This is a genomic window from Aeromonas lacus, assembly GCF_000764665.1.
GTDB lineage: Bacteria > Pseudomonadota > Gammaproteobacteria > Enterobacterales > Aeromonadaceae > Aeromonas > Aeromonas lacus.
In genome coordinates this window covers 49,216-67,231 of the sequence record NZ_JRGM01000130.1, presented here as the reverse complement: position 1 = coordinate 67,231, position 18,016 = coordinate 49,216, and the positions used below count along the sequence as shown (strand labels likewise).

Here is an 18,016-nt window from a genome sequence, read left to right as displayed (position 1 = left end):
TCAAATACTGCAGCGCTTAGAGATAAGCGACTTCCAGCACTTCGTACTCCACGTCACCAGCCGGAGTCTTGACGATGGTCACATCGTCAACTTCCTTGCCGATCAAGGCGCGGGCAATCGGTGAATTTACGGAGATAAGGTTCTGTTTGATGTCGGCCTCATCATCACCCACGATGCGGTAGACAACCTCTTCCTCTGTCTCGCTCTTGAGCAGGGTCACGGTCGCGCCAAAAATGATGCGGCCATTGTTGGTCATCTTGGTGACATCGATCACCTGGGCATTGGAGAGCTTGGCTTCAATCTCCTGAATGCGGCCTTCACAGAACCCCTGCTGCTCGCGGGCAGCATGGTATTCGGCGTTTTCCTTCAGATCACCGTGCTCACGGGCATCGGCAATCGCTTCGATAATCTGGGGACGCAGCTCGGTCTTGAGATATTCGAGCTCTTCGCGCAGCTTCTCAGCACCGCGAACAGTCATCGGAGTATGGTTCATAGTCGAAACCTGGGTTGCTTGAAAATAGAAGCTGCGGCGATCAGCAAGAAAGCCGCAGCAGTCGGTTCGGATAGGGCATCTTAATATGAAGCCGGCACAAAATCCATGTCAGCTCCCTGATGCAGATCTCGCTTTGCTACTCATCATCACTCTGCTTGCGGCACCGAGATGGGGGCCGAGACTGTGGGCTTGCCCTGCATGATGGAGATCTCCACGCGCCGATTCGCCCGCCGGTTCTCCGGGGTATTGTTGGGCACCAGCGGCTGGGAATCTGCCATCCCCTGCACCACCAGCCGCCCCTGATCAAAACCGGGCACCTTGATCATCTGGTGAGCGACCGCTACCGCACGCTGGGTTGACAGTTCCCAGTTTGACTGGAACAGCTCGTCATGAGTTGCCACGTTATCGGTGTGGCCGGAGATGGTGATCTCCCCCGGTACATCCTTGAGCAACTCGGCAACTTTACGGATAACCGGCCAGAACTGGGGCTGCAGAAAAGCCGATCCGGCAGGAAATGACGCCTTCTCCCGGATCCTGATGATGATCTGCTGACCCAGCGCCTCGATTTCAATCGCCCCATCCTGGATCTGGGACTTCATCTGTTCAGCGAGCGCTTTGGCCAGCTCATTGGATTGCTGCTGCGCCTGGTGCGCATCCTGAGCCGTATCGCCACCGGTCTGCTTGCCATCGGTTTTGTCCTGCCCGCCAGCCTGATCCGACTCGCCGGGCAGAAACTCAAGCTCGGTCTGGGTCATGTCGATGGTCTGCTGCATGATGGTATCGATGGGGGTCGGCTCCGGCCGGCCCGGCCGAAACTCCTGAGCAATCACCGAGGTACCCTTGGGAATATCCTTCACTTCCAGAATATTCTGCACGCCGAACGCCTTCTCCATGGAACCGGCAATCTGCTTGAACTTCTGTACGTCCATCTCGGCAAACGAGAGCAGCAGCACGAAAAAGCACATCAATAGCGACATCAGATCGGCGAAAGTCCCCATGTAACCGGGCAACCCCGGTGGCGGACATTTGCATTTGGACATAAAGCCCCCTACTCCGCGCCGTTATTGCGTTTGGATTGATGCAAATAGTTCTGCAACATGGCCTGGATCACCCGCGGATTCTGGCCATCCTGAATACCCATGATGGCATCGAGGATCAGCGTGCGGCAGAGTCGCTCCTCACCACTGCGCAGCTCCAGCTTGTCGGCAATGGGAATCGCGATCATGTTGGCCTCGATAGCGCCATATAGGGTCGTGAGCAATGCCACCGCCATGGCCGGGCCGATGGACTTGGGATCGCTCATGTTTGCCAGCATGGCCACCAGCCCCACCAGCGTACCTATCATGCCCATGGCCGGGCCGAGATCACCCAGAGTGCGGAATACCTTGATGGCGATGACATGACGCTCGGAAGTCAGCTCGATATCCTTCTCCAGCACGCCACGCACCACATCGGCATCGTGGCCATCCACCAGCATGTCGATCCCTTTTTTCATAAAGGGATTGGGGATTTCCGCCGCTTCCAGCGCCAGAAAGCCCCCCTTGCGGGATGCATCGGCCAGCTCAACCGCCTTGGTAATGAGATCGTCCAGCTTGTCACCCTTGTACATAAAGGCTTTGCCGGCCACCTTGAACGCCATCAGGAACTGGCCAAGGTTGAACTTCATCATGGCGATAAAGATGGAGCCCAGAATGGTGATATAGACGGAGGGCATGTCCACATACATGGTGACAGGGCCCCCCAGCAGCATGCCATATATCACCACCCCGAAGCCCAGCACTATGCCTATCAGACTACCTAGATCCACGTCCTACTCCTGTCATCTGTGCTGACGCACTATTATACGCCGTTGAATTTTCTGCTATTGCGGCTCCGGCAGCAAGTTTCCATCCGAAGGGAGAGACGACTCATTATCGACCGATTGGTCGAGAGTTTGCGGCTCTGGCGTTTTCAGCCTCCCCCCGGTGGGCGGTCGATGTTAATATAAGCCGTTTTTTTCAATCCCCGAGGATGGACATGGCCAGTAAAAAAATCGACCGCCTGAGTTTTGATGCCACTCTGGAAGAGCTGGAAACCATCGTTCATCAGCTGGAGCAAGGTTCCCTCCCGCTGGAAGAGGCGCTCAAGCAGTTCGAGCAAGGAGTCCATCTGGTGCGTGCCGGCCAGCAGAAGCTGGAACAGGCAGAACAGAAGATCCAGATCCTGCTGAGCAAAGCCCATGGCAGTGACCAGCTTGCCCCCTTCCAGCCAGAACAAGGAGAAGAGTGAGTGGCGCTGGACCATTTTTCCCGTCTGCATCGTCAGCGTATTGACGACTGTCTGTCAGCACAACTTGAATCCTTGCCCGCCATGGCACCGCGCCTGCGCGATGCCATGAAATATGGCTTGCTACTGGGCGGCAAGCGGGTACGCCCCTTTCTGGTCTACGCCGTCGGCGAGATGCTGGGGGTAAAGAGCGAACTGCTCGATGGCCCGGCCGCTGCTGTGGAGTGCATCCACGCCTACTCGCTGCTGCACGACGATCTGCCCGCCATGGATGACGACGATTTGCGTCGCGGCCAGCCGACCGTTCACAAGGCATTCGATGAAGGCACCGCGATTCTGGCCGGTGATGCCCTGCAAACGCTGGCGTTCTCCATTTTGGCCGATCACCCCATGCCCGAGACACTGCTGGCCAACCGGGTGCGCATGCTGAGCACCCTCGCCCGCGCTTCCGGTTACCTCGGTATGTGCGGCGGTCAGGCGCTGGACTTGCAAGCGGAAGGACGCCGGATCACGCTCGCCGAGCTGGAGCAGGTACACCGCCACAAGACGGGGGCACTCATCGAGTGTGCCGTCACTCTTGGCGCCCTGTGCAAGGAGAATGTGGACGAAGCGACCCTGACGGCACTGCAAACCTATGCCTCCGCCATCGGCCTCGCCTTCCAGGTGCAGGATGACATTCTCGACATCACCGGTGACACCGCCACCCTGGGCAAACCGCAAGGCTCCGATCTGGCGCTGGAGAAGAGTACCTATCCGGCCCTGCTTGGACTCGAAAACGCCCGTGAGCTGGCTCGCGAACTGCACGGTAAAGCCTTAACAGCCCTGCAATCCTTGCCCTACAATACCGACATTCTGGAAGCGTTCGCCGATTACATCATCGAGCGAACCCACTAAACGCTGGATAACAGTTAAAAAATGAGCGTTGATATTAGCAATTTCCCCAACCTGGCCCTCGCGGACACCCCGATAGAGCTGCGTTCCCTGCCCAAAGAACGGCTACCGGTGCTGTGCAACGAGCTGCGCGAATATCTGCTGCGCTCCGTCAGCCGCTCCAGCGGACACTTTGCCTCCGGGCTCGGCACGGTCGAACTGACCGTGGCCCTGCACTACGTCTACAACACCCCGTTCGATCGGCTGATCTGGGATGTGGGCCATCAGGCCTATCCCCACAAGATCCTGACCGGACGCCGTGACCAGATCCATACCATCCGTCAAAAGGATGGTCTGCACCCCTTCCCCTGGCGTGGCGAGAGCGAGTACGACGTGCTCTCCGTCGGCCACTCCAGCACCTCCATCGGTGCCGCACTCGGTATGGCGGTTGCCGCCGAGAGTGAAGGGCTGGGCCGCAAGGTCGTTGCGGTGATCGGTGATGGGGCCATTACTGCGGGGATGGCGTTTGAAGCGCTCAACCACGCTGGCGACGTCCATAAAGACATGCTGGTGATCCTCAACGACAACGAGATGTCCATCTCCGAGAACGTCGGCGCGCTCAACAACCATCTGGCCCGGGTCATGTCCGGCAAGCTCTACACCACCATCCGCGAAGGCGGCAAGAAGGTGCTGGCCGGTCTACCGCCGGTCAAGGAGCTGGCCAAGCGGGCAGAAGAGCACCTCAAGGGAATGGTGGTGCCCGGTACTCTGTTCGAGGAGTTCGGCTTCAACTACATCGGCCCCATCGACGGTCACGATATCGAGGCGCTGGTCGAGACCCTGCGCAACATGCGCAATCTCAAAGGCCCGCAGCTGCTGCACGTCAAGACCAAGAAAGGCAAGGGTTACGAGCCCGCCGAAAAAGACCCCATCGGTTATCACGCTGTGCCCAAGTTCAATCCGGACGAGTGCGCCCTGCCCAAGGCGAGCGGAGCCAAACCCACCTTCTCGGCCATCTTTGGCCAGTGGCTGTGCGACATGGCGGCCAAAGACGAGAAGCTGGTCGGTATCACCCCAGCCATGCGCGAGGGCTCGGGGCTGGTGAAATTCAGCCAGCAGTATCCGGAGCGCTACTTCGATGTGGCGATTGCCGAGCAACATGCGGTCACCTTTGCCGCCGGTCTCGCCATTGCCGACAAGAAGCCGGTGGTCGCCATCTATTCGAGCTTCCTGCAGCGCGCCTACGATCAGGTGATCCACGACGTGGCGCTGCAAGATCTGCCGGTGCTGTTCGCCATCGACCGGGCAGGGCTGGTAGGGGCCGATGGTCCGACCCATCAGGGGGCGTTCGACATCAGCTTCCTGCGCACCGTGCCCAATATAGTGGTGATGACGCCCTCCGACGAGAGCGAGTGCCGCCAGATGCTCTATACCGGCTATCTCCATCAGGGCCCTGCCGCTGTGCGTTACCCGCGCGGCAGCAGCCTGAGCGATGCCCCCGTCTCGTCAGAGATGCAGGCACTGGAGCTTGGCAAGGGACGCATTATTCGAGAGGGCAAAGGCACCGCCATTCTGGCGTTTGGCACCCTGCTGCAACACGCCAAAGCAGCGGCCGAAGCGCTTGATGCCACTCTGGTGGACATGCGCTTCGTCAAGCCGATGGATGAGGCGCTGGTGCTGTCGCTGGCGGCCAGCCACGATCACTTCGTCACCATCGAAGACAACGCCATCATGGGTGGAGCCGGTTCGGCAGTGAACGAGATGCTGATGCGCAATAAACAGTGCAAGCCGGTGCTCAACCTCGGCCTGCCGGATCGCTTCGTGGAACAGGGTACCCAGCAGGAGATCTATGCCCTGCTCGGTCTGGACGATGCAGGTATCCAGCGCAGCATCGAAAGCTGGCTGCAAGCCTGATAACGCTTAAAGTTATCAAACAAAAAAAGGGCGCCTCATTGGCGCCCTTTTTATTTTGGCGTTTCTAACCCGGATTACCCTTTGTAGATCTTGGGGTTAAACACATCCCGCAACCAGTCACCCAGCAGGTTGATGACCAGCACCAGCACCACCAGACAGATGCCTGGGAAGGCGGTGATCCACCAGGACCCTGAGAAAATGTAGTTGAAGCCGACGCTGATAAGCGACCCCAGTGACGGTTGGTCTACCGGCATCCCCAGACCGAGGAAGGATAGTGCCGCTTCGCTCATGATGGCGTTGGCCACCTGCACGGTGGAGATAACCAGAATGGGCGAGAGGCAGTTGGGCAGAATGTGACGGAACATGATGCGCGGGGCGCGGAACCCCATCACTTTGGCTGCCTCCACATACTCCTTCTTCTTCTCGGCCAGCACTGAGGCGCGCACGGTACGGGCGTACTGCGGCCACTCGGCGATCCCGATGATCACCACCAGCATCACGATGGCAAAGCGCGAGTAGAACTCGGAGCCAAAGGTCGCCTGAAAGATGGCGGAGATGATGATCGCCACCATCATGGTGGAGAACGACAGCTGCACGTCGGCAAAGCGCATCAAGAGGTTGTCGATGCGACCGCCAAAGTAGCCGGCGATCAGACCGATGACGATCCCCAGCACCAGCTGCAGCCCCACCGCGAACAGACCTATGGTCAGCGAAATACGGGCACCATAGAGGATGGTGCTCCAGATATCCCGTCCCTGGTTGTCGGTACCGAGCCAGAATCGCTCCTCGCCGCCATCCAGCCATGAAGGAGGCAGTTCGGCATCCATCAGGTCGAAGCTGGTCTGGTCATAGACGTTGTGCGGGGCTATCCAGGGGGCCAGCAAGGCGGCCACCACGAACACCACGAACACCGCAAAGCTGAACATGGCTACCTTATCCCGCAGGAAGTAGTAGACGATGTCGGAGTTCTTGAAACGTGCCCAACGGCTTGGGCTTGCAGTTACAGCGTTACTCATGCTTACCCCTTGGCAGTCAGGTTAACGGTCGGGTTGATCAACCCGTAGAGCAGGTCGACCAGAGTATTGGTTACCACAAAGATCAGTCCCACGAAGATGACATAGGCGGTGATCAGCGGGGTATCGACCCGGTGGATCGCCTCGAGGAACAGGAAGCCGGTCCCCGGCCACTGGAACACGCTTTCGGTCAGGATGGTGTAGGCCACCATGGTGCCGATCTGCACCCCGCCGACGGTAATGACCGGCAGCATGGTGTTCTTCAAGGCGTGCTGATAGTAGACCTTGTTGTTGTCCAGCCCCTTGGCGCGGGCGAATTTGACGTACTCGGAGGAGAGCTGCTCCAGCATCTCGGAGCGCACCAGCCGGATAAACAGCGGCAGCATGATGGAGGAGAGCGACACCGCAGGCAGGATCAGGTGCTTGATACCATCCCAGGTGAAGAAGCCCGACTCCCAGCCCAGCAGGTTACGGGTCTCGCCGCGACCATAGGCCGGCAGCCAGCCCAGCTGGATGGAAAAGAGGTACATCAGCATGATGGCGGTCAAAAATACCGGGATCGAGATGCCGATACTGCTCCCCGCCATGATGATCTTGGTGGGAATGCTGCGCGGGCGGATCGCCGAATAGACACCGAGTGGAATAGAGACCACTACGATGATGAGCGCGGCGGCAAACACCAGCTCAAGGGTAGCCACCAGCTTGTCGAGGATCACCTCGAGAGCAGGTCGCTTGAAGAAATAGGAGGTGCCCAAATCCCCATGCACCGCATTTTTCAAAAAGCGGCTGTATTTGATGAGGAAGGGATCGTTAAGGCCCATCTTCTCGCGCAACTCGTGACGTTGGGCTTCGGAGACGGATTGTCCCACCAGCTCGCGTAACGGGTCACCCAGGTTGTCCTGGATGGAGAAGGCGACCAGGCTGATGACGAACATCACTATCACGGCCTGATAGAACCGTTTCAGCAGGAATGTAAACATGCTTGTCCTTCTACATGGCCTGTGTCGTGGCACAGGCTTCTGTTAGTGGGCGGAATGGCCAACTGACCACCCCGCCCCGTCCTTCCTTGGTACTTCGCTTACTTGCTGACCACCAGGTCACCCAGGTAAGGGAAGTTCATCACGTTGACCACCGGCTTGATGTCGACGTTCTTCTTGGCGCCATAGGCCAGATCTTCCCAGTGCAACGGCACGTAGGCAGCATCTTCGATCAGCATGGCTTCGACCTTCTTCAGCATCTCGGCACGCTTGGCCGGATCGGTCTCGGCGTTGGCATCCATCACCAGCTTGTCAGCTTCGGCGTTGGCATAACCGGCGCAGTTGTACTGACCCATACCGGTCTTGGCATCCTTGGTGAAGGTCAGGAACTCGAAGAAGTTGGCGGTATCTTCGGTGTCGGAGTGCCAGCCGATCATCTGCATGTCCGCGGCGCACTTGTCAAACTCCGGCCAGTACTGGGCCACCGGCATGGTTTTCAGATCCACCTTGATGTTGATCTTGGCCAGCATGGCGGAGACAGCTTGGGCAATCTTGACGTCGTTGACGTAACGGGCCGCTGGGGAGATGAAGGTCATCTTGAAGCCTTTCTCGTAACCGGCCTCTTTCATCAGCTGCTTGGCCTTGGCCAGATCATACTGGGGCACCAGCGCCTCGTTGTGACCGGCATAGCCTTTCGGGCTCAACTGACCTGCGGGAGTACCGAAGCCTTTGTTGATCTTCTCGACGATGCCTACTTCGTTGATGGCGTAGTTGATCGCCTGACGCACGCGCTTGTCTTTCAGCGCCGGGTTGGTGTTCTGGTTCAGCTCGATGATGATGGCGCGGGTACCGGACAGGGTCACCAGCTGGGAGTCCTTGCCATTCTTGACGCGCTCCAGATCGTTCGGCGCAACCGGATAGATCATGTCGACGTCGCCACCCAACAGGGCTGCAACACGGGTCGCATCTTCCTTGATCGGCACCACGGTCAGGTTCTCGACGTTACCCTTGGAGGCTTTGTCCCAGTAGTTAGCGTTGCGGGCATAGTCCAGCTTCACACCCTGCTCGCGGAACTTGACGATAAACGGGCCAGTACCGGAAACGTGGGTAGAGGCATAGGAGTCGCCGTTTTTGACGATCTCGGCCTTGTCTTTACCTGCTTCGGTCTTGCCGGTGTAGAACTTGGAGTCCATCGGGAAGATATAGGTGACGGTCTGCAGCACCAGCGGGAACGGCTTGGCGGTGATCAGATCGACGGTGTAGTCATCGACCTTCTTCACTTCGCTGATAGGATCGAAGATCGCCTTGAAGTCGACGGAGGATTTCAGACGGTTGACGGTCCACACCACGTCATCGGCGGTGAAGTCGTTACCAGAGTGGAACTTGACCCCTTTGCGCAGGTGGAAGCGGACGGTCTTGTCATCGACACGCTCGAACTTCTCGGCCAGGCGGGGCTCGAATTTCAGATCCTGGGTGTAACGCATCAGGGGATCGAATACCAGGTGCGACATCTCCAGAGTCTGACCGGAGAGCTGCTCCTGCGGATCCAGCGAAGTGGCGTCAGAGGCGACACCCACCTTGATATCAGCGGCTGAGACACTGAAGGCGAAACCGGCGGCAAACAGCGCCAGGGCAATCTTGGACAATCCTTTCTTCATCTTGTTCTCCATGCTTTTGGCTTTCTTATGACACTTTTTTTGACAAGCAGACCGGCGCACCGGCGCTCTCCTAGCTTGCGATTTCCAGCCCCTCGCGGGACATTCCCTTGAACTCCGGCATGAGGGAGATCAGCTTGCGGCTGTACTCATGCTCGGCATTGGTAAAGAGTTTCTCGGTCTCGGCCACTTCCACCAGATGACCGTGCTGCATCACCCCGATGCGATCGCACATCTGGCGGATCACCGGCAGATCGTGACTGATGAACAGCATGGTGAGCTTGAGCTCCTGCTGCAGATCCTTGAGCAGGTTGAGGATCTGCGCCTGTACCGACACATCCAGCGCCGAGGTGGGCTCGTCGCAGATGAGAAAACGGGGGCGGGTCGCCAGCGCGCGGGCAATGGAGATGCGCTGGCGCTGACCACCGGAGAACTCATGGGGATACTTGACCCCGGCTCCGCGGCCAAGGCCGACGTGATCCAGCAGATCCCCGACAATCCCCTCGATCTGGCTCTCGCTGCTCGCCAGCTGGTGAAAGCGGATCGGCTCGGCGATGATGTCCCGTACCTTCATCCGCGGGTTCATCGACGAATAGGGGTTCTGGAACACCATCTGCATCTGGCGACGCAGGGGGCGGCGCTCGCTCTCGCTCTTGAGGGCAGTCAGATCGATCCCCTCAAAGACGATTTTGCCGGTATCAGGCGGATAGAGACCGGTGATGGCGCGGGCAATGGTCGATTTACCTGAGCCGGACTCCCCCACCAGACCGAAAGTCTCCCCCTCGAAGATCTCGAAGCTGATGTTGTTGCAGGCACGCACATATTGGCGGCGGCTCGGGAAGATGGAGTCCTTGGTGACAAACTTCAGATCGACGTTCTCCACCCGCAGCAGGGCCCCTTCATAGGCACGCTCGTCCTGACTCTGACCGAGCCAGTGGGTCTTGAGGTCGATATTGGTATCCGGTGCGCTGGCATCCTCGATATAGGAGACCAGCGGGAAGCGCACCAGCTTCACGTCGGAGCGAGGCACCGCCGAGATGAGGCTGCGGGTATAGGGGTGATTGGGGCTGCCCAGCACCTGCTCGGTACGACCAAACTCCACCAGATCGCCGCGATACATCACCGCCACCTTGTCGGTGACGTTGGAAACCACCCCCATGTCGTGGGTCACCAGCATGCAGCCCACCTGACGCTCTTTGCAGAGGGTGCGGATGAGCTGGAGGATCTGATCCTGGATGGAGACGTCCAGCGCCGTGGTCGGCTCGTCGGCAATGATGAGTTCGGGGTCGCCGGAAAGGGCGATGGCAATCACCACCCGCTGGCGCATGCCACCGGAGAACTGGTGCGGATACTGCTTGATGCGCAGCTCCGGGCTCGGGATACCGACCGCCTTCATCAGATCAAGCGCCTTGGCAAAGGCCGCTTCGCGTGACAGATCGGTATTGGCCAGGATGGTCTCGACCAGCTGGTGTTCAACGGTGAACAGCGGGTTGAGGGAGGTCATGGGATCCTGAAAGATAAAACCGATGCGTGAACCACGGATGGCCCGCATCTCGTTCTGGCTCTTGCCGGAGATAAGCTCGCCATTGAGGTAGATGTCGCCACGGGCGATGCGACCGGGCGGGCTCAGGAGATCGATGACGGCGTTGCCGATGGTAGATTTGCCGGCACCGGATTCACCCACGACGCCGACAATCTCCCCTTTTTCGATGGAGAAAGAGAGATCCTTCACTGCGGCCAGTACCCCGTAGCGGGAGGGATACTCGATCCGCAAGTTCTTTACTTCGAGCAAGGACATGTTTACCTCTGCGGGGGACATCCGTCCCAAATAATTCGTCCATAAATTGGCCGCAGATGCCGGTGCTGCTCAGGGCAATTAATGCTCAATCCGTGTAGCAGTTAAACCAGCGATCCGGGCGGGTTTTTTGCATTTTTTTGGAATAACCCGCGAGTAAATTAGACGGTTTGCCCACGGGTGTAAATGATTGAGTTATACAATTCCGCAATGTTTTGCGCAGATAACCACCATTTCCATAGCGAAAAATGATGACTATAGTCACAAAAATGGCCCGCATATCCATATACCTACCGCTAGCATTACTTTAATTTCAACAAGAACGCAACAAGCAGCATTTATCACTATTCTCCATTCGCGATAAGGCCCCGAATGAGTAGTGAATATTTATGTGAAATGGATGATATACGGCAGCATATGCCGATGAATGAAAATTAAGCAGATATAAATCGGGGAGTGCTGTAACAGTCACTCCCCGGGAGAGGGCAATCAACCGAGCCAGGCGGCCAGTAATTGCATACAAATGAGGGCGAACAGAGCGGCAATCAGATCGTCCAGCATGATGCCAAGGCCGCCGTGGATACGGCGATCAAACCAGGAGATGGGCCAGGGTTTGAGCACATCGAACAGCCGAAACAGCAGGAAGCCCGCTAGTACCCACTCCCAACCGGCCGGCGCCGCTATCATGGTGACACCAAACCCGATCACCTCGTCCCAGACGATGGCGCCGTGATCCGGCATGCCGATGGCATCGGTGGCGCTCTGGCAGATGCGGATACCCACCACAAACCCCACCACCAGCAGGGCAATAAACCAGGAGGTCGGCAAACCGCTCACCAGCAGGTAGAGCGGGATGGCGGCGATCGTCCCCATGGTGCCCGGCGCTTTGGGGGAGAGACCGGAGCCAAAGCCCACCGCCAGAAAGTGGAGCGGATTCTTCAGATCCAGTCGTTTCAGCTCGGGCTTTATCGTGAACAGACTCATGCGAAGTGATCCCACCCTTTCAGTTGCAGCTCGACCGGCTGCTCGCCACGCAGGTACTCAATGCCCGGTTCACCCGCCACGATACGGCCGATACGGGTGAACTTGACCCCGCTGTGGGCCAGCGCGGTATCGAGCGCGCCGTGATGCTCCTGCGGCACGGTGAAGCAGAGCTCGTAGTCATCGCCGCCGGCCAGCGCCAGCTGCCACGCCTCCTGCTCGCTCACCGCATCCTGCAGCACCGGCGAGAGCGGCAGCAGATCGAGATCGATCTGGGCCCGCACACCGGACGCCTTGAGAATGTGGCCGAGATCCGATGCCAGCCCGTCGGAGAGATCCAGCGCACTGCCCGCCAGTCCGCGCAGCGCCTGTCCGGCCAGAATGCGGGGATGGGGATGGTCGAGGCGCGGCAGCACGGCCGCCAGCTGGTTCTCGTTGAGGGTGCGCTTGCCCAGCAGATGGGAGAGCGCCAGAGCAGCATCCCCCAGAGTGCCGGTGACATAGATGCCGTCACCTGCCCTGGCGCCGCTGCGCATCAGGGCGCGACCGGCAGGCACCGAGCCCTTGACCGACACCGTGATGGAGAGCGGCCCGCGGGTCATGTCCCCGCCCACCAGCGCCACGTTGTAGTACTCGGCAAGCTCCAGGAATCCTTCGGCAAAGCCGGCGACCCAGCTCTCGTTGATGGCCGGCAACGTCAGCGCCAGCGAAACCCAGCGCGGCTCTGCGCCCATGGCGGCAAGATCGGAGAGATTGACCGCCAGCGCCTTGTAACCGAGATCGACCGGATCCATGTCGGGAAAGAAGTGCACGCCGCTGACCAGGGTATCCGTGCTCACCGCCAGCTGGGTGTCGGGGGGCAGGGTCAGCAGGGCGCAATCGTCTCCAGGGCCCATCACCACGTCCTTGCGGGCGTGGGGGACCTTGAAGTACTTATCAATCAGCTCGAATTCACCCATACAGTAAAAAGCCAGCGATAAGCTGGCTCCTCTATTAGATGCTGATGAACGCAGGTATCAGCGCTTGTCCAGCGACTTGATCACCTTGTCCAGTACACCGTTGACAAACTTGTGGCTGTCATCGGCAGCAAAAGCTTTGGCCAGCTCGATCGCTTCGTTGATGACCACACGCGGCGGCACATCATCACGACGGGTCAGCTCATAGGTCGCCAGACGCAGGATCGCCTTGTCCACCATGTCCACTTCTTCCAGCGGACGGGAGAGGAAAGGTGCGAAGACCTTGTCCAGCTCGTTGCAGTGGAGCGATACCCCGAACAGCAGATCGCGGAAGTAGTTCAGGTCTACACCCTTGGTGTCCTGATCGATCTTGAACTGCTCTTCGATGTCACCCACGTTGGCCTTGGTCATCTGCCACTGGTAGATGGCCTGGGTGGCGCAATGACGGGCTTTACGGCGCTCAGACGGTTTCAATGCATTTCTCCTCGTTACACGTCCAGTTCTTTCAGGACGTTGATCATTTCAAGCGCTGCCAGTGCAGCCTCTGCACCCTTGTTACCCGCCTTGGTACCTGCACGCTCGATGGCTTGTTCAATGTTTTCGGTAGTCAGCACGCCGAAGGCGACGGGGATTTCATACTCCATCATCACCTGGGCCATGCCTTTGCTGTTCTCGTTTGCCACCAGATCGAAGTGGTAGGTGCCGCCACGGATGACAGTACCGACCGCCACGATGGCGTCATATTTGCCGCTCTTGGCCAGCTTCTTGATAACCAGCGGCATTTCAACTGCGCCCGGTACTTTCACCAGAGTCAGATTGCTGTCCTGCACTTGACCTTGACGCTTCAGTACGTCTACTGCACCACTCACCAGGCTGTCGTTGATGAAGCTGTTGAAACGGGCAACGACAATGGCAACGCGCGCCTCGGGAGCGGCAATGTTTCCTTCGATAACCTTCATTGGAAATCCTGTATCTGTGAAAGCAAAAGGGCCGGAGTCAAAAGTGCGCACATTCTAGCACAACAGACCCACGACAAAAACCATGGCCGCAACGAGCGGCCATGATCGCCAATTCAACGGGCCGGCGTGGTCATGCGCCGGCATACTCCACGACTTGCCGAGGACGGATAACGCCCTCTGCAAGCCGCAGCTGTGGCTGTTATTCGCCTATGTATTCAACCACTTCCAGACCGAAACCACCGAGGGCATGGTACTTCTTCGGCGAGCTCAGCAGGCGCATCTTGCTCACGCCAAGGGCCTTGAGGATCTGGGAGCCAACGCCCACCCGACGCGAAGTACCCTGCCACTTGGCTCCTTCCGGCGCCAAGCCCTTGTCGGCAGCTTCAAAACCCTTTACCCGGGCCAGCAGCTCGGCGCCATGGGCTTCCGCCCCCAGGATCACCAGCACCCCGCCCTCGTCTGCAATGCGGGCCATGGATTTGGGCAGCGGCCAGCTGCGGGCTGCGTGGCGATCAGTCAGCAGCAGATCGCTCAGCACATCGTGCAGATGGACGCGAACCAGAGTCGGCTGGTCGGCCTGCACCTCACCCTTTTTCAGGGCGAAGTGCACCTGATTGTCGATGGTGTCGCGGAAGGTGATGAGGTCGAACTCGCCAAACTCGGTGGGCAGCTTGCACTCGGCCACCTTCTCGACCGTGGTCTCGTGCTGGTTGCGGTACTCGATAAGGTCGGCAATGGTGCCAAGCTTGATGCCGTGCTCCTCGGCGAACAGCTCCAGATCCGGGCGGCGCGCCATGGTGCCATCTTCATTGAGGATCTCGACGATGACGGCGGCAGGCTCGAAACCGGCCAGACGAGCCAGATCGCAGCCCGCTTCGGTGTGACCGGCACGGGTCAGCACGCCGCCATCCTGCGCCATCAGCGGGAAGATGTGGCCCGGCTGCACCAGATCGGCTGCTTTGGCATTCGGCGCGACAGCGGCCTGCACGGTCACCGCGCGATCGGCGGCGGAGATTCCTGTGGTCACCCCTTCTGCCGCCTCGATGGAGACGGTAAAGGCGGTGGAGAACTGGGCATTGTTGCGATCCACCATCAGCGGCAGCGCCAATTGCTTGCAGCGATCCCGGGTCAGGGTCAGGCAGATGAGGCCACGGCCGTAGCGGGCCATGAAGTTGATATCCTCCGGACGGACGCAGGAGGCGGCCATGATGAGGTCCCCTTCGTTCTCCCTGTCTTCGTCATCCATCAGGATCACCATCTTGCCAGCCTTGATGTCGGCAATGATTTCCTGGGTTGTGCTCAGCGCCATGGGCTACTCCATCTGTCTATTTGGGGATTGAGCCCGCAGGCTCAACGGGAATGCGAGATATGCTGCTCTAGATTGGGGCGCATGGTCCCATTTCAATCGGAGCGGGATCACAGAAAATCGTTTTGGTCGGGGCCAACACCCCGACCATCAGAGAAAACCGGCCTTGGCCAGCTTGTCCAGAGTCAGGGTAGAGGCGCTGCTCTCCTGACTCTTGCCCATCATCAATCGCTCCAGATAACGGGCGATCTGATCCACCTCAAGGTTGACCTTGTGACCCGGCTTCCAGCTGGCGATGGTGGTCTCTTGGGCGGTGTGGGGCACGATTGTCAGGCGGAACAGGTCGCCCTGCACCGCGTTGACGGTGAGGCTGATGCCATCCACCGCAATGGAACCTTTCTCGGCGATGTAGCGGGAGAGCTCGCCCGGCGCCTTGATCCAGTACTCGATGGCGCGGCCGCTGCTGGAGACGCTTTTCACTTCCCCTACCCCGTCCACATGGCCGGAGACCAGATGGCCGCCGAGGCGGGAGGTGGGCATCAGCGCCTTCTCGAGATTGACCCGATCGCCCACTCTGGCGGCGGCAAAGCCGGTACGGGAGAGGGTTTCCAGCGACACATCGGCGGTATAGCTCTTGTCGCCAAGCGCCACGACGGTGAGGCAGACGCCGTTGGTAGCGATGGAGTCGCCCAGCTTGACGTCGCTAAAATCCAGGCCCGGGGCGTGGACGGTAAGGGCCATGTCCTCCCCCTGACGGCGCAGCTCGGCCAGAGTCCCCACCGCTTCGATAATTCCGGTAAACATGCAGATCACCTTGCTGATGACGGGGCAACGAATGCCCCCTTGAACATTGAAAGATCAGGCTATTTTGGCGGTAATGCGAATATCCGGCCCCACCATGCGCACATCCTTGATGGCGAGCTTGGGCGCCTGGAACAGCCGGGTCAGGCCAGGCAGATGGAACAGGCCACGCCCCTCGTCGCCCATCAGTTTGGGCGCCTGATAGAGCACCAGCTCATCCACCAGCCCTTTTTCCAGCAGAGCGCCGCACAGCCGCGGCCCCGCCTCGACCAGTACCGAGTTGACGTTCTGCTTGGCCAGCAGCATGAAGAGGCTGACCAGATCCAGCTTGCCATCCAGCAGCGGCAGCTCCAGCTGCTGCACCCACGCGGGCCACTCGCCGGACGCCTTGTGACGGGCCAGCAGCACCGGGCTCTCGCTCTGGAACAGCGGCAGGTCGGGGGTGAGCCGGTTTTGCGAATCGACGATGACCCGCAGCGGCTGGCGCAGGGTCTCTTTGGGATAGCTCGCCTTGACCGAGGGGGGCAGCTCGTCCCAGCGCACGGTCAGGGAAGCGCCATCGGCCAGCACGGTTTCGGCGCTGGAGAGCACCGCATCGTGGCGGGCACGCAGTCGCTGCACGTCACGGCGCGCATCCGGGGAGGTGATCCACTGGCTCTCGCCGCTCGCCATGGCGGTGCGGCCATCGAGACTGGCCCCCAGCTTGACGGTCACTCGCGGGAAGGCGGTACGCATCCGCTTGAAAAAGCCCGGATTGAGCGCTTCCGCTTCGCTCGCCAGCAGGCCAAAATCGGTCTTGATGCCCGCCTCGGAGAGCATCCGCAGACCGCGTCCGCCCACCTGAGGATTGGGGTCAACCATGGCCGCTACCACCCGGGCTACGCCGGCGTTGATCAGCGCTTCGGCGCAGGGGGGAGTACGACCGTGGTGGGAGCAGGGTTCGAGGGTCACATAGGCGGTGGCACCACGGGCGTTGTCACCGGCGGCGCGCAGGGCGTAGACCTCGGCATGGGGCTCGCCCGCCTTCTGATGCCACCCTTCGCCAACCACCACGCCATCCTTGACCAGCACGGCACCGACGCAGGGGTTGGGGGCCGTGGTGTAACGGCCGCGGCGGGCCAGCTCAAGGGCCCGACTCATCCATTGGTAATCATCTTGACTAAACATCCGGGCTCCTGTTTCCAGCAACGTATCCCGTGTGGTGCAGCAATCTGATGGGGCAAGAAGATGCGTTGCGTTCTCTTATCTCTTGCAGCTCACCAGCTTATCGCCAACAACATCGGGCAGATCGGCCATGGCATTTCCCGCCATGACGGCAGGCGCCGACTCGCAGGTTGCGGTCGCACACCCTCAAATTTTTTCACCAGCGAAACAATACTCAGCCTGGATGTTTCACTGGCGCAACAGTCCACTTGCCAGCCGGCAGCCAGCGTGGCGGCCCCGGCCGATTATGCCCCCTCCGATCCGGGAGGGGTTCGCAGTCGTTACTTCTCCAGCTTGGCGATCTCTTCGCCAAACTCGCGGATATCTTCAAAGCTGCGATAGACGGAGGCAAAGCGGATATAGGCCACCTTGTCCAATCCCTTGAGCTCATCCATCACCAGATTACCCACCAGCTGGGAGGCAACTTCCCGCTCGCCGGTGGCGCGCAGGCGTGACTTGATATGGTTGACCGCCTTTTCGATGGCCTCCATGCTCACCGGACGCTTCTCCAGCGCCCGCAGGATGCCGGCCCGCAGCTTGTCCTCGTTGAACGGCTCGCGCGAACCGTTGGACTTGATGACCCGCGGCATCACCAGCTCGGCCATCTCGAAGGTGGTAAAACGCTCGTGACAGAGCAGACATTCGCGACGGCGGCGCACCTGATGGCCTTCAGCCACCAGACGGGAATCGATCACCTTGGTATCAACGGCACTACAGAAAGGGCAATGCATCTGACCTCCGGCGTTAACAAAACGGGGCACCCGCCAACAGGTGCGGGTGTTAGGTCGGCCAGTGTAGCACGGCCATCCAACCGCGGTAAAAAGCGCA

The 18,016-nt window shown here is 59.4% G+C and carries 18 protein-coding genes; 3 read left to right on the top strand and 15 right to left on the bottom strand.

The window, feature by feature from the left end; all coding sequences use genetic code 11:
* Positions 1-16 precede the first annotated feature (16 nt).
* The 3 genes from greA to pomA form a co-directional block, all read right to left on the bottom strand.
* On the bottom strand, positions 17-493 hold the full coding sequence (gene greA, locus LG31_RS0109055) for a transcription elongation factor GreA (protein WP_033114151.1): 477 nt from the start codon (positions 491-493) through the stop codon (positions 17-19).
* Positions 494-639: 146 nt separating this feature from the next.
* Entirely contained in the window at positions 640-1,533 is an 894-nt protein-coding gene (locus LG31_RS0109050; RefSeq protein ID WP_033114150.1) for a flagellar motor protein MotB, read from the bottom strand.
* Between the two features lie 8 nt (positions 1,534-1,541).
* Positions 1,542-2,300 (bottom strand): flagellar motor protein PomA, encoded by a 759-nt coding sequence (gene pomA / locus LG31_RS0109045; protein WP_033114149.1) that lies wholly within the window; start codon positions 2,298-2,300, stop codon positions 1,542-1,544.
* A gap of 209 nt (positions 2,301-2,509) precedes the next feature.
* On the opposite strand from pomA, the gene xseB reads away from it, so the two are divergent.
* From xseB to dxs, 3 genes are read left to right on the top strand one after another with little or no spacing between them, the layout of a single operon-like run.
* Complete coding sequence (gene xseB, locus LG31_RS0109040) at positions 2,510-2,761, top strand: exodeoxyribonuclease VII small subunit (RefSeq protein WP_033114148.1); 252 nt, start codon at positions 2,510-2,512, stop codon at positions 2,759-2,761.
* Positions 2,762-3,652: a (2E,6E)-farnesyl diphosphate synthase gene (ispA, locus tag LG31_RS0109035; RefSeq protein ID WP_033114147.1), complete on the top strand. Its 891-nt coding sequence runs from the start codon at positions 2,762-2,764 to the stop codon at positions 3,650-3,652.
* Positions 3,653-3,673: 21 nt separating this feature from the next.
* Positions 3,674-5,542 carry a 1-deoxy-D-xylulose-5-phosphate synthase gene (dxs, locus tag LG31_RS0109030; protein WP_033114146.1) on the top strand — a complete coding sequence of 623 codons (1,869 nt, stop codon included), beginning with the start codon at positions 3,674-3,676 and terminating at the stop codon, positions 5,540-5,542.
* A 74-nt stretch (positions 5,543-5,616) separates the two neighbouring features.
* Here the strand turns inward: dxs and LG31_RS0109025 are convergent, their stop codons facing one another.
* From LG31_RS0109025 to nrdR, 12 genes are all read right to left on the bottom strand, one after another.
* Positions 5,617-6,558, bottom strand: a complete 942-nt coding sequence (locus LG31_RS0109025; RefSeq protein WP_033114145.1) for an ABC transporter permease — start codon at positions 6,556-6,558, stop codon at positions 5,617-5,619.
* Between the two features lie 2 nt (positions 6,559-6,560).
* The gene (locus LG31_RS0109020; protein ID WP_005343520.1) at positions 6,561-7,535 is read right to left on the bottom strand and encodes an ABC transporter permease; all 975 of its coding nucleotides are present in this window, start codon (positions 7,533-7,535) and stop codon (positions 6,561-6,563) included.
* A gap of 98 nt (positions 7,536-7,633) precedes the next feature.
* The gene (locus LG31_RS0109015) at positions 7,634-9,190 is read right to left on the bottom strand and encodes an ABC transporter substrate-binding protein (RefSeq protein ID WP_033114144.1); all 1,557 of its coding nucleotides are present in this window, start codon (positions 9,188-9,190) and stop codon (positions 7,634-7,636) included.
* Positions 9,191-9,260: 70 nt separating this feature from the next.
* Positions 9,261-10,985: a dipeptide ABC transporter ATP-binding protein gene (locus LG31_RS0109010; protein WP_033114143.1), complete on the bottom strand. Its 1,725-nt coding sequence runs from the start codon at positions 10,983-10,985 to the stop codon at positions 9,261-9,263.
* A gap of 486 nt (positions 10,986-11,471) precedes the next feature.
* Positions 11,472-11,966, bottom strand: coding sequence for a phosphatidylglycerophosphatase A family protein (locus tag LG31_RS0109005; protein ID WP_033114142.1), 495 nt, complete (start codon positions 11,964-11,966; stop codon positions 11,472-11,474).
* Positions 11,963-12,922: a thiamine-phosphate kinase gene (gene thiL / locus LG31_RS0109000; RefSeq protein WP_033114141.1), complete on the bottom strand. Its 960-nt coding sequence runs from the start codon at positions 12,920-12,922 to the stop codon at positions 11,963-11,965. Before thiL ends, LG31_RS0109005 begins: the two co-directional genes overlap by 4 nt.
* 57 nt (positions 12,923-12,979) lie before the next feature.
* Positions 12,980-13,393, bottom strand: coding sequence for a transcription antitermination factor NusB (gene nusB / locus LG31_RS0108995; protein ID WP_033114140.1), 414 nt, complete (start codon positions 13,391-13,393; stop codon positions 12,980-12,982).
* A gap of 14 nt (positions 13,394-13,407) precedes the next feature.
* Positions 13,408-13,878 carry a 6,7-dimethyl-8-ribityllumazine synthase gene (ribH, locus tag LG31_RS0108990; protein WP_033114139.1) on the bottom strand — a complete coding sequence of 157 codons (471 nt, stop codon included), beginning with the start codon at positions 13,876-13,878 and terminating at the stop codon, positions 13,408-13,410.
* Positions 13,879-14,077: 199 nt separating this feature from the next.
* Positions 14,078-15,187, bottom strand: a complete 1,110-nt coding sequence (gene ribBA / locus LG31_RS0108985) for a bifunctional 3,4-dihydroxy-2-butanone-4-phosphate synthase/GTP cyclohydrolase II (protein ID WP_033114138.1) — start codon at positions 15,185-15,187, stop codon at positions 14,078-14,080.
* A 147-nt stretch (positions 15,188-15,334) separates the two neighbouring features.
* Positions 15,335-15,988, bottom strand: a complete 654-nt coding sequence (locus LG31_RS0108980; protein WP_033114137.1) for a riboflavin synthase — start codon at positions 15,986-15,988, stop codon at positions 15,335-15,337.
* Between the two features lie 54 nt (positions 15,989-16,042).
* Entirely contained in the window at positions 16,043-17,152 is a 1,110-nt protein-coding gene (ribD, locus tag LG31_RS0108975; RefSeq protein ID WP_033114136.1) for a bifunctional diaminohydroxyphosphoribosylaminopyrimidine deaminase/5-amino-6-(5-phosphoribosylamino)uracil reductase RibD, read from the bottom strand.
* A gap of 317 nt (positions 17,153-17,469) precedes the next feature.
* Entirely contained in the window at positions 17,470-17,919 is a 450-nt protein-coding gene (gene nrdR / locus LG31_RS0108970) for a transcriptional regulator NrdR (protein ID WP_033114135.1), read from the bottom strand.
* Positions 17,920-18,016 lie beyond the last annotated feature (97 nt).

What these genes read in the sequence shown, in the direction of transcription:
- greA (WP_033114151.1), bottom strand. Translation starts at nt 493, where the DNA reads ATGAACCATACTCCGATGACTGTTCGCGGTGCTGAGAAGCTGCGCGAA.
- LG31_RS0109050 (WP_033114150.1), bottom strand. Translation starts at nt 1,533, where the DNA reads ATGTCCAAATGCAAATGTCCGCCACCGGGGTTGCCCGGTTACATGGGG.
- xseB (WP_033114148.1), top strand. Translation starts at nt 2,510, where the DNA reads ATGGCCAGTAAAAAAATCGACCGCCTGAGTTTTGATGCCACTCTGGAA.
- dxs (WP_033114146.1), top strand. Translation starts at nt 3,674, where the DNA reads ATGAGCGTTGATATTAGCAATTTCCCCAACCTGGCCCTCGCGGACACC.
- LG31_RS0109025 (WP_033114145.1), bottom strand. Translation starts at nt 6,558, where the DNA reads ATGAGTAACGCTGTAACTGCAAGCCCAAGCCGTTGGGCACGTTTCAAG.
- LG31_RS0109020 (WP_005343520.1), bottom strand. Translation starts at nt 7,535, where the DNA reads ATGTTTACATTCCTGCTGAAACGGTTCTATCAGGCCGTGATAGTGATG.
- LG31_RS0109015 (WP_033114144.1), bottom strand. Translation starts at nt 9,190, where the DNA reads ATGAAGAAAGGATTGTCCAAGATTGCCCTGGCGCTGTTTGCCGCCGGT.
- LG31_RS0109010 (WP_033114143.1), bottom strand. Translation starts at nt 10,985, where the DNA reads ATGTCCTTGCTCGAAGTAAAGAACTTGCGGATCGAGTATCCCTCCCGC.
- LG31_RS0109005 (WP_033114142.1), bottom strand. Translation starts at nt 11,966, where the DNA reads ATGAGTCTGTTCACGATAAAGCCCGAGCTGAAACGACTGGATCTGAAG.
- thiL (WP_033114141.1), bottom strand. Translation starts at nt 12,922, where the DNA reads ATGGGTGAATTCGAGCTGATTGATAAGTACTTCAAGGTCCCCCACGCC.
- ribH (WP_033114139.1), bottom strand. Translation starts at nt 13,878, where the DNA reads ATGAAGGTTATCGAAGGAAACATTGCCGCTCCCGAGGCGCGCGTTGCC.
- ribBA (WP_033114138.1), bottom strand. Translation starts at nt 15,187, where the DNA reads ATGGCGCTGAGCACAACCCAGGAAATCATTGCCGACATCAAGGCTGGC.
- LG31_RS0108980 (WP_033114137.1), bottom strand. Translation starts at nt 15,988, where the DNA reads ATGTTTACCGGAATTATCGAAGCGGTGGGGACTCTGGCCGAGCTGCGC.
- ribD (WP_033114136.1), bottom strand. Translation starts at nt 17,152, where the DNA reads ATGTTTAGTCAAGATGATTACCAATGGATGAGTCGGGCCCTTGAGCTG.
- nrdR (WP_033114135.1), bottom strand. Translation starts at nt 17,919, where the DNA reads ATGCATTGCCCTTTCTGTAGTGCCGTTGATACCAAGGTGATCGATTCC.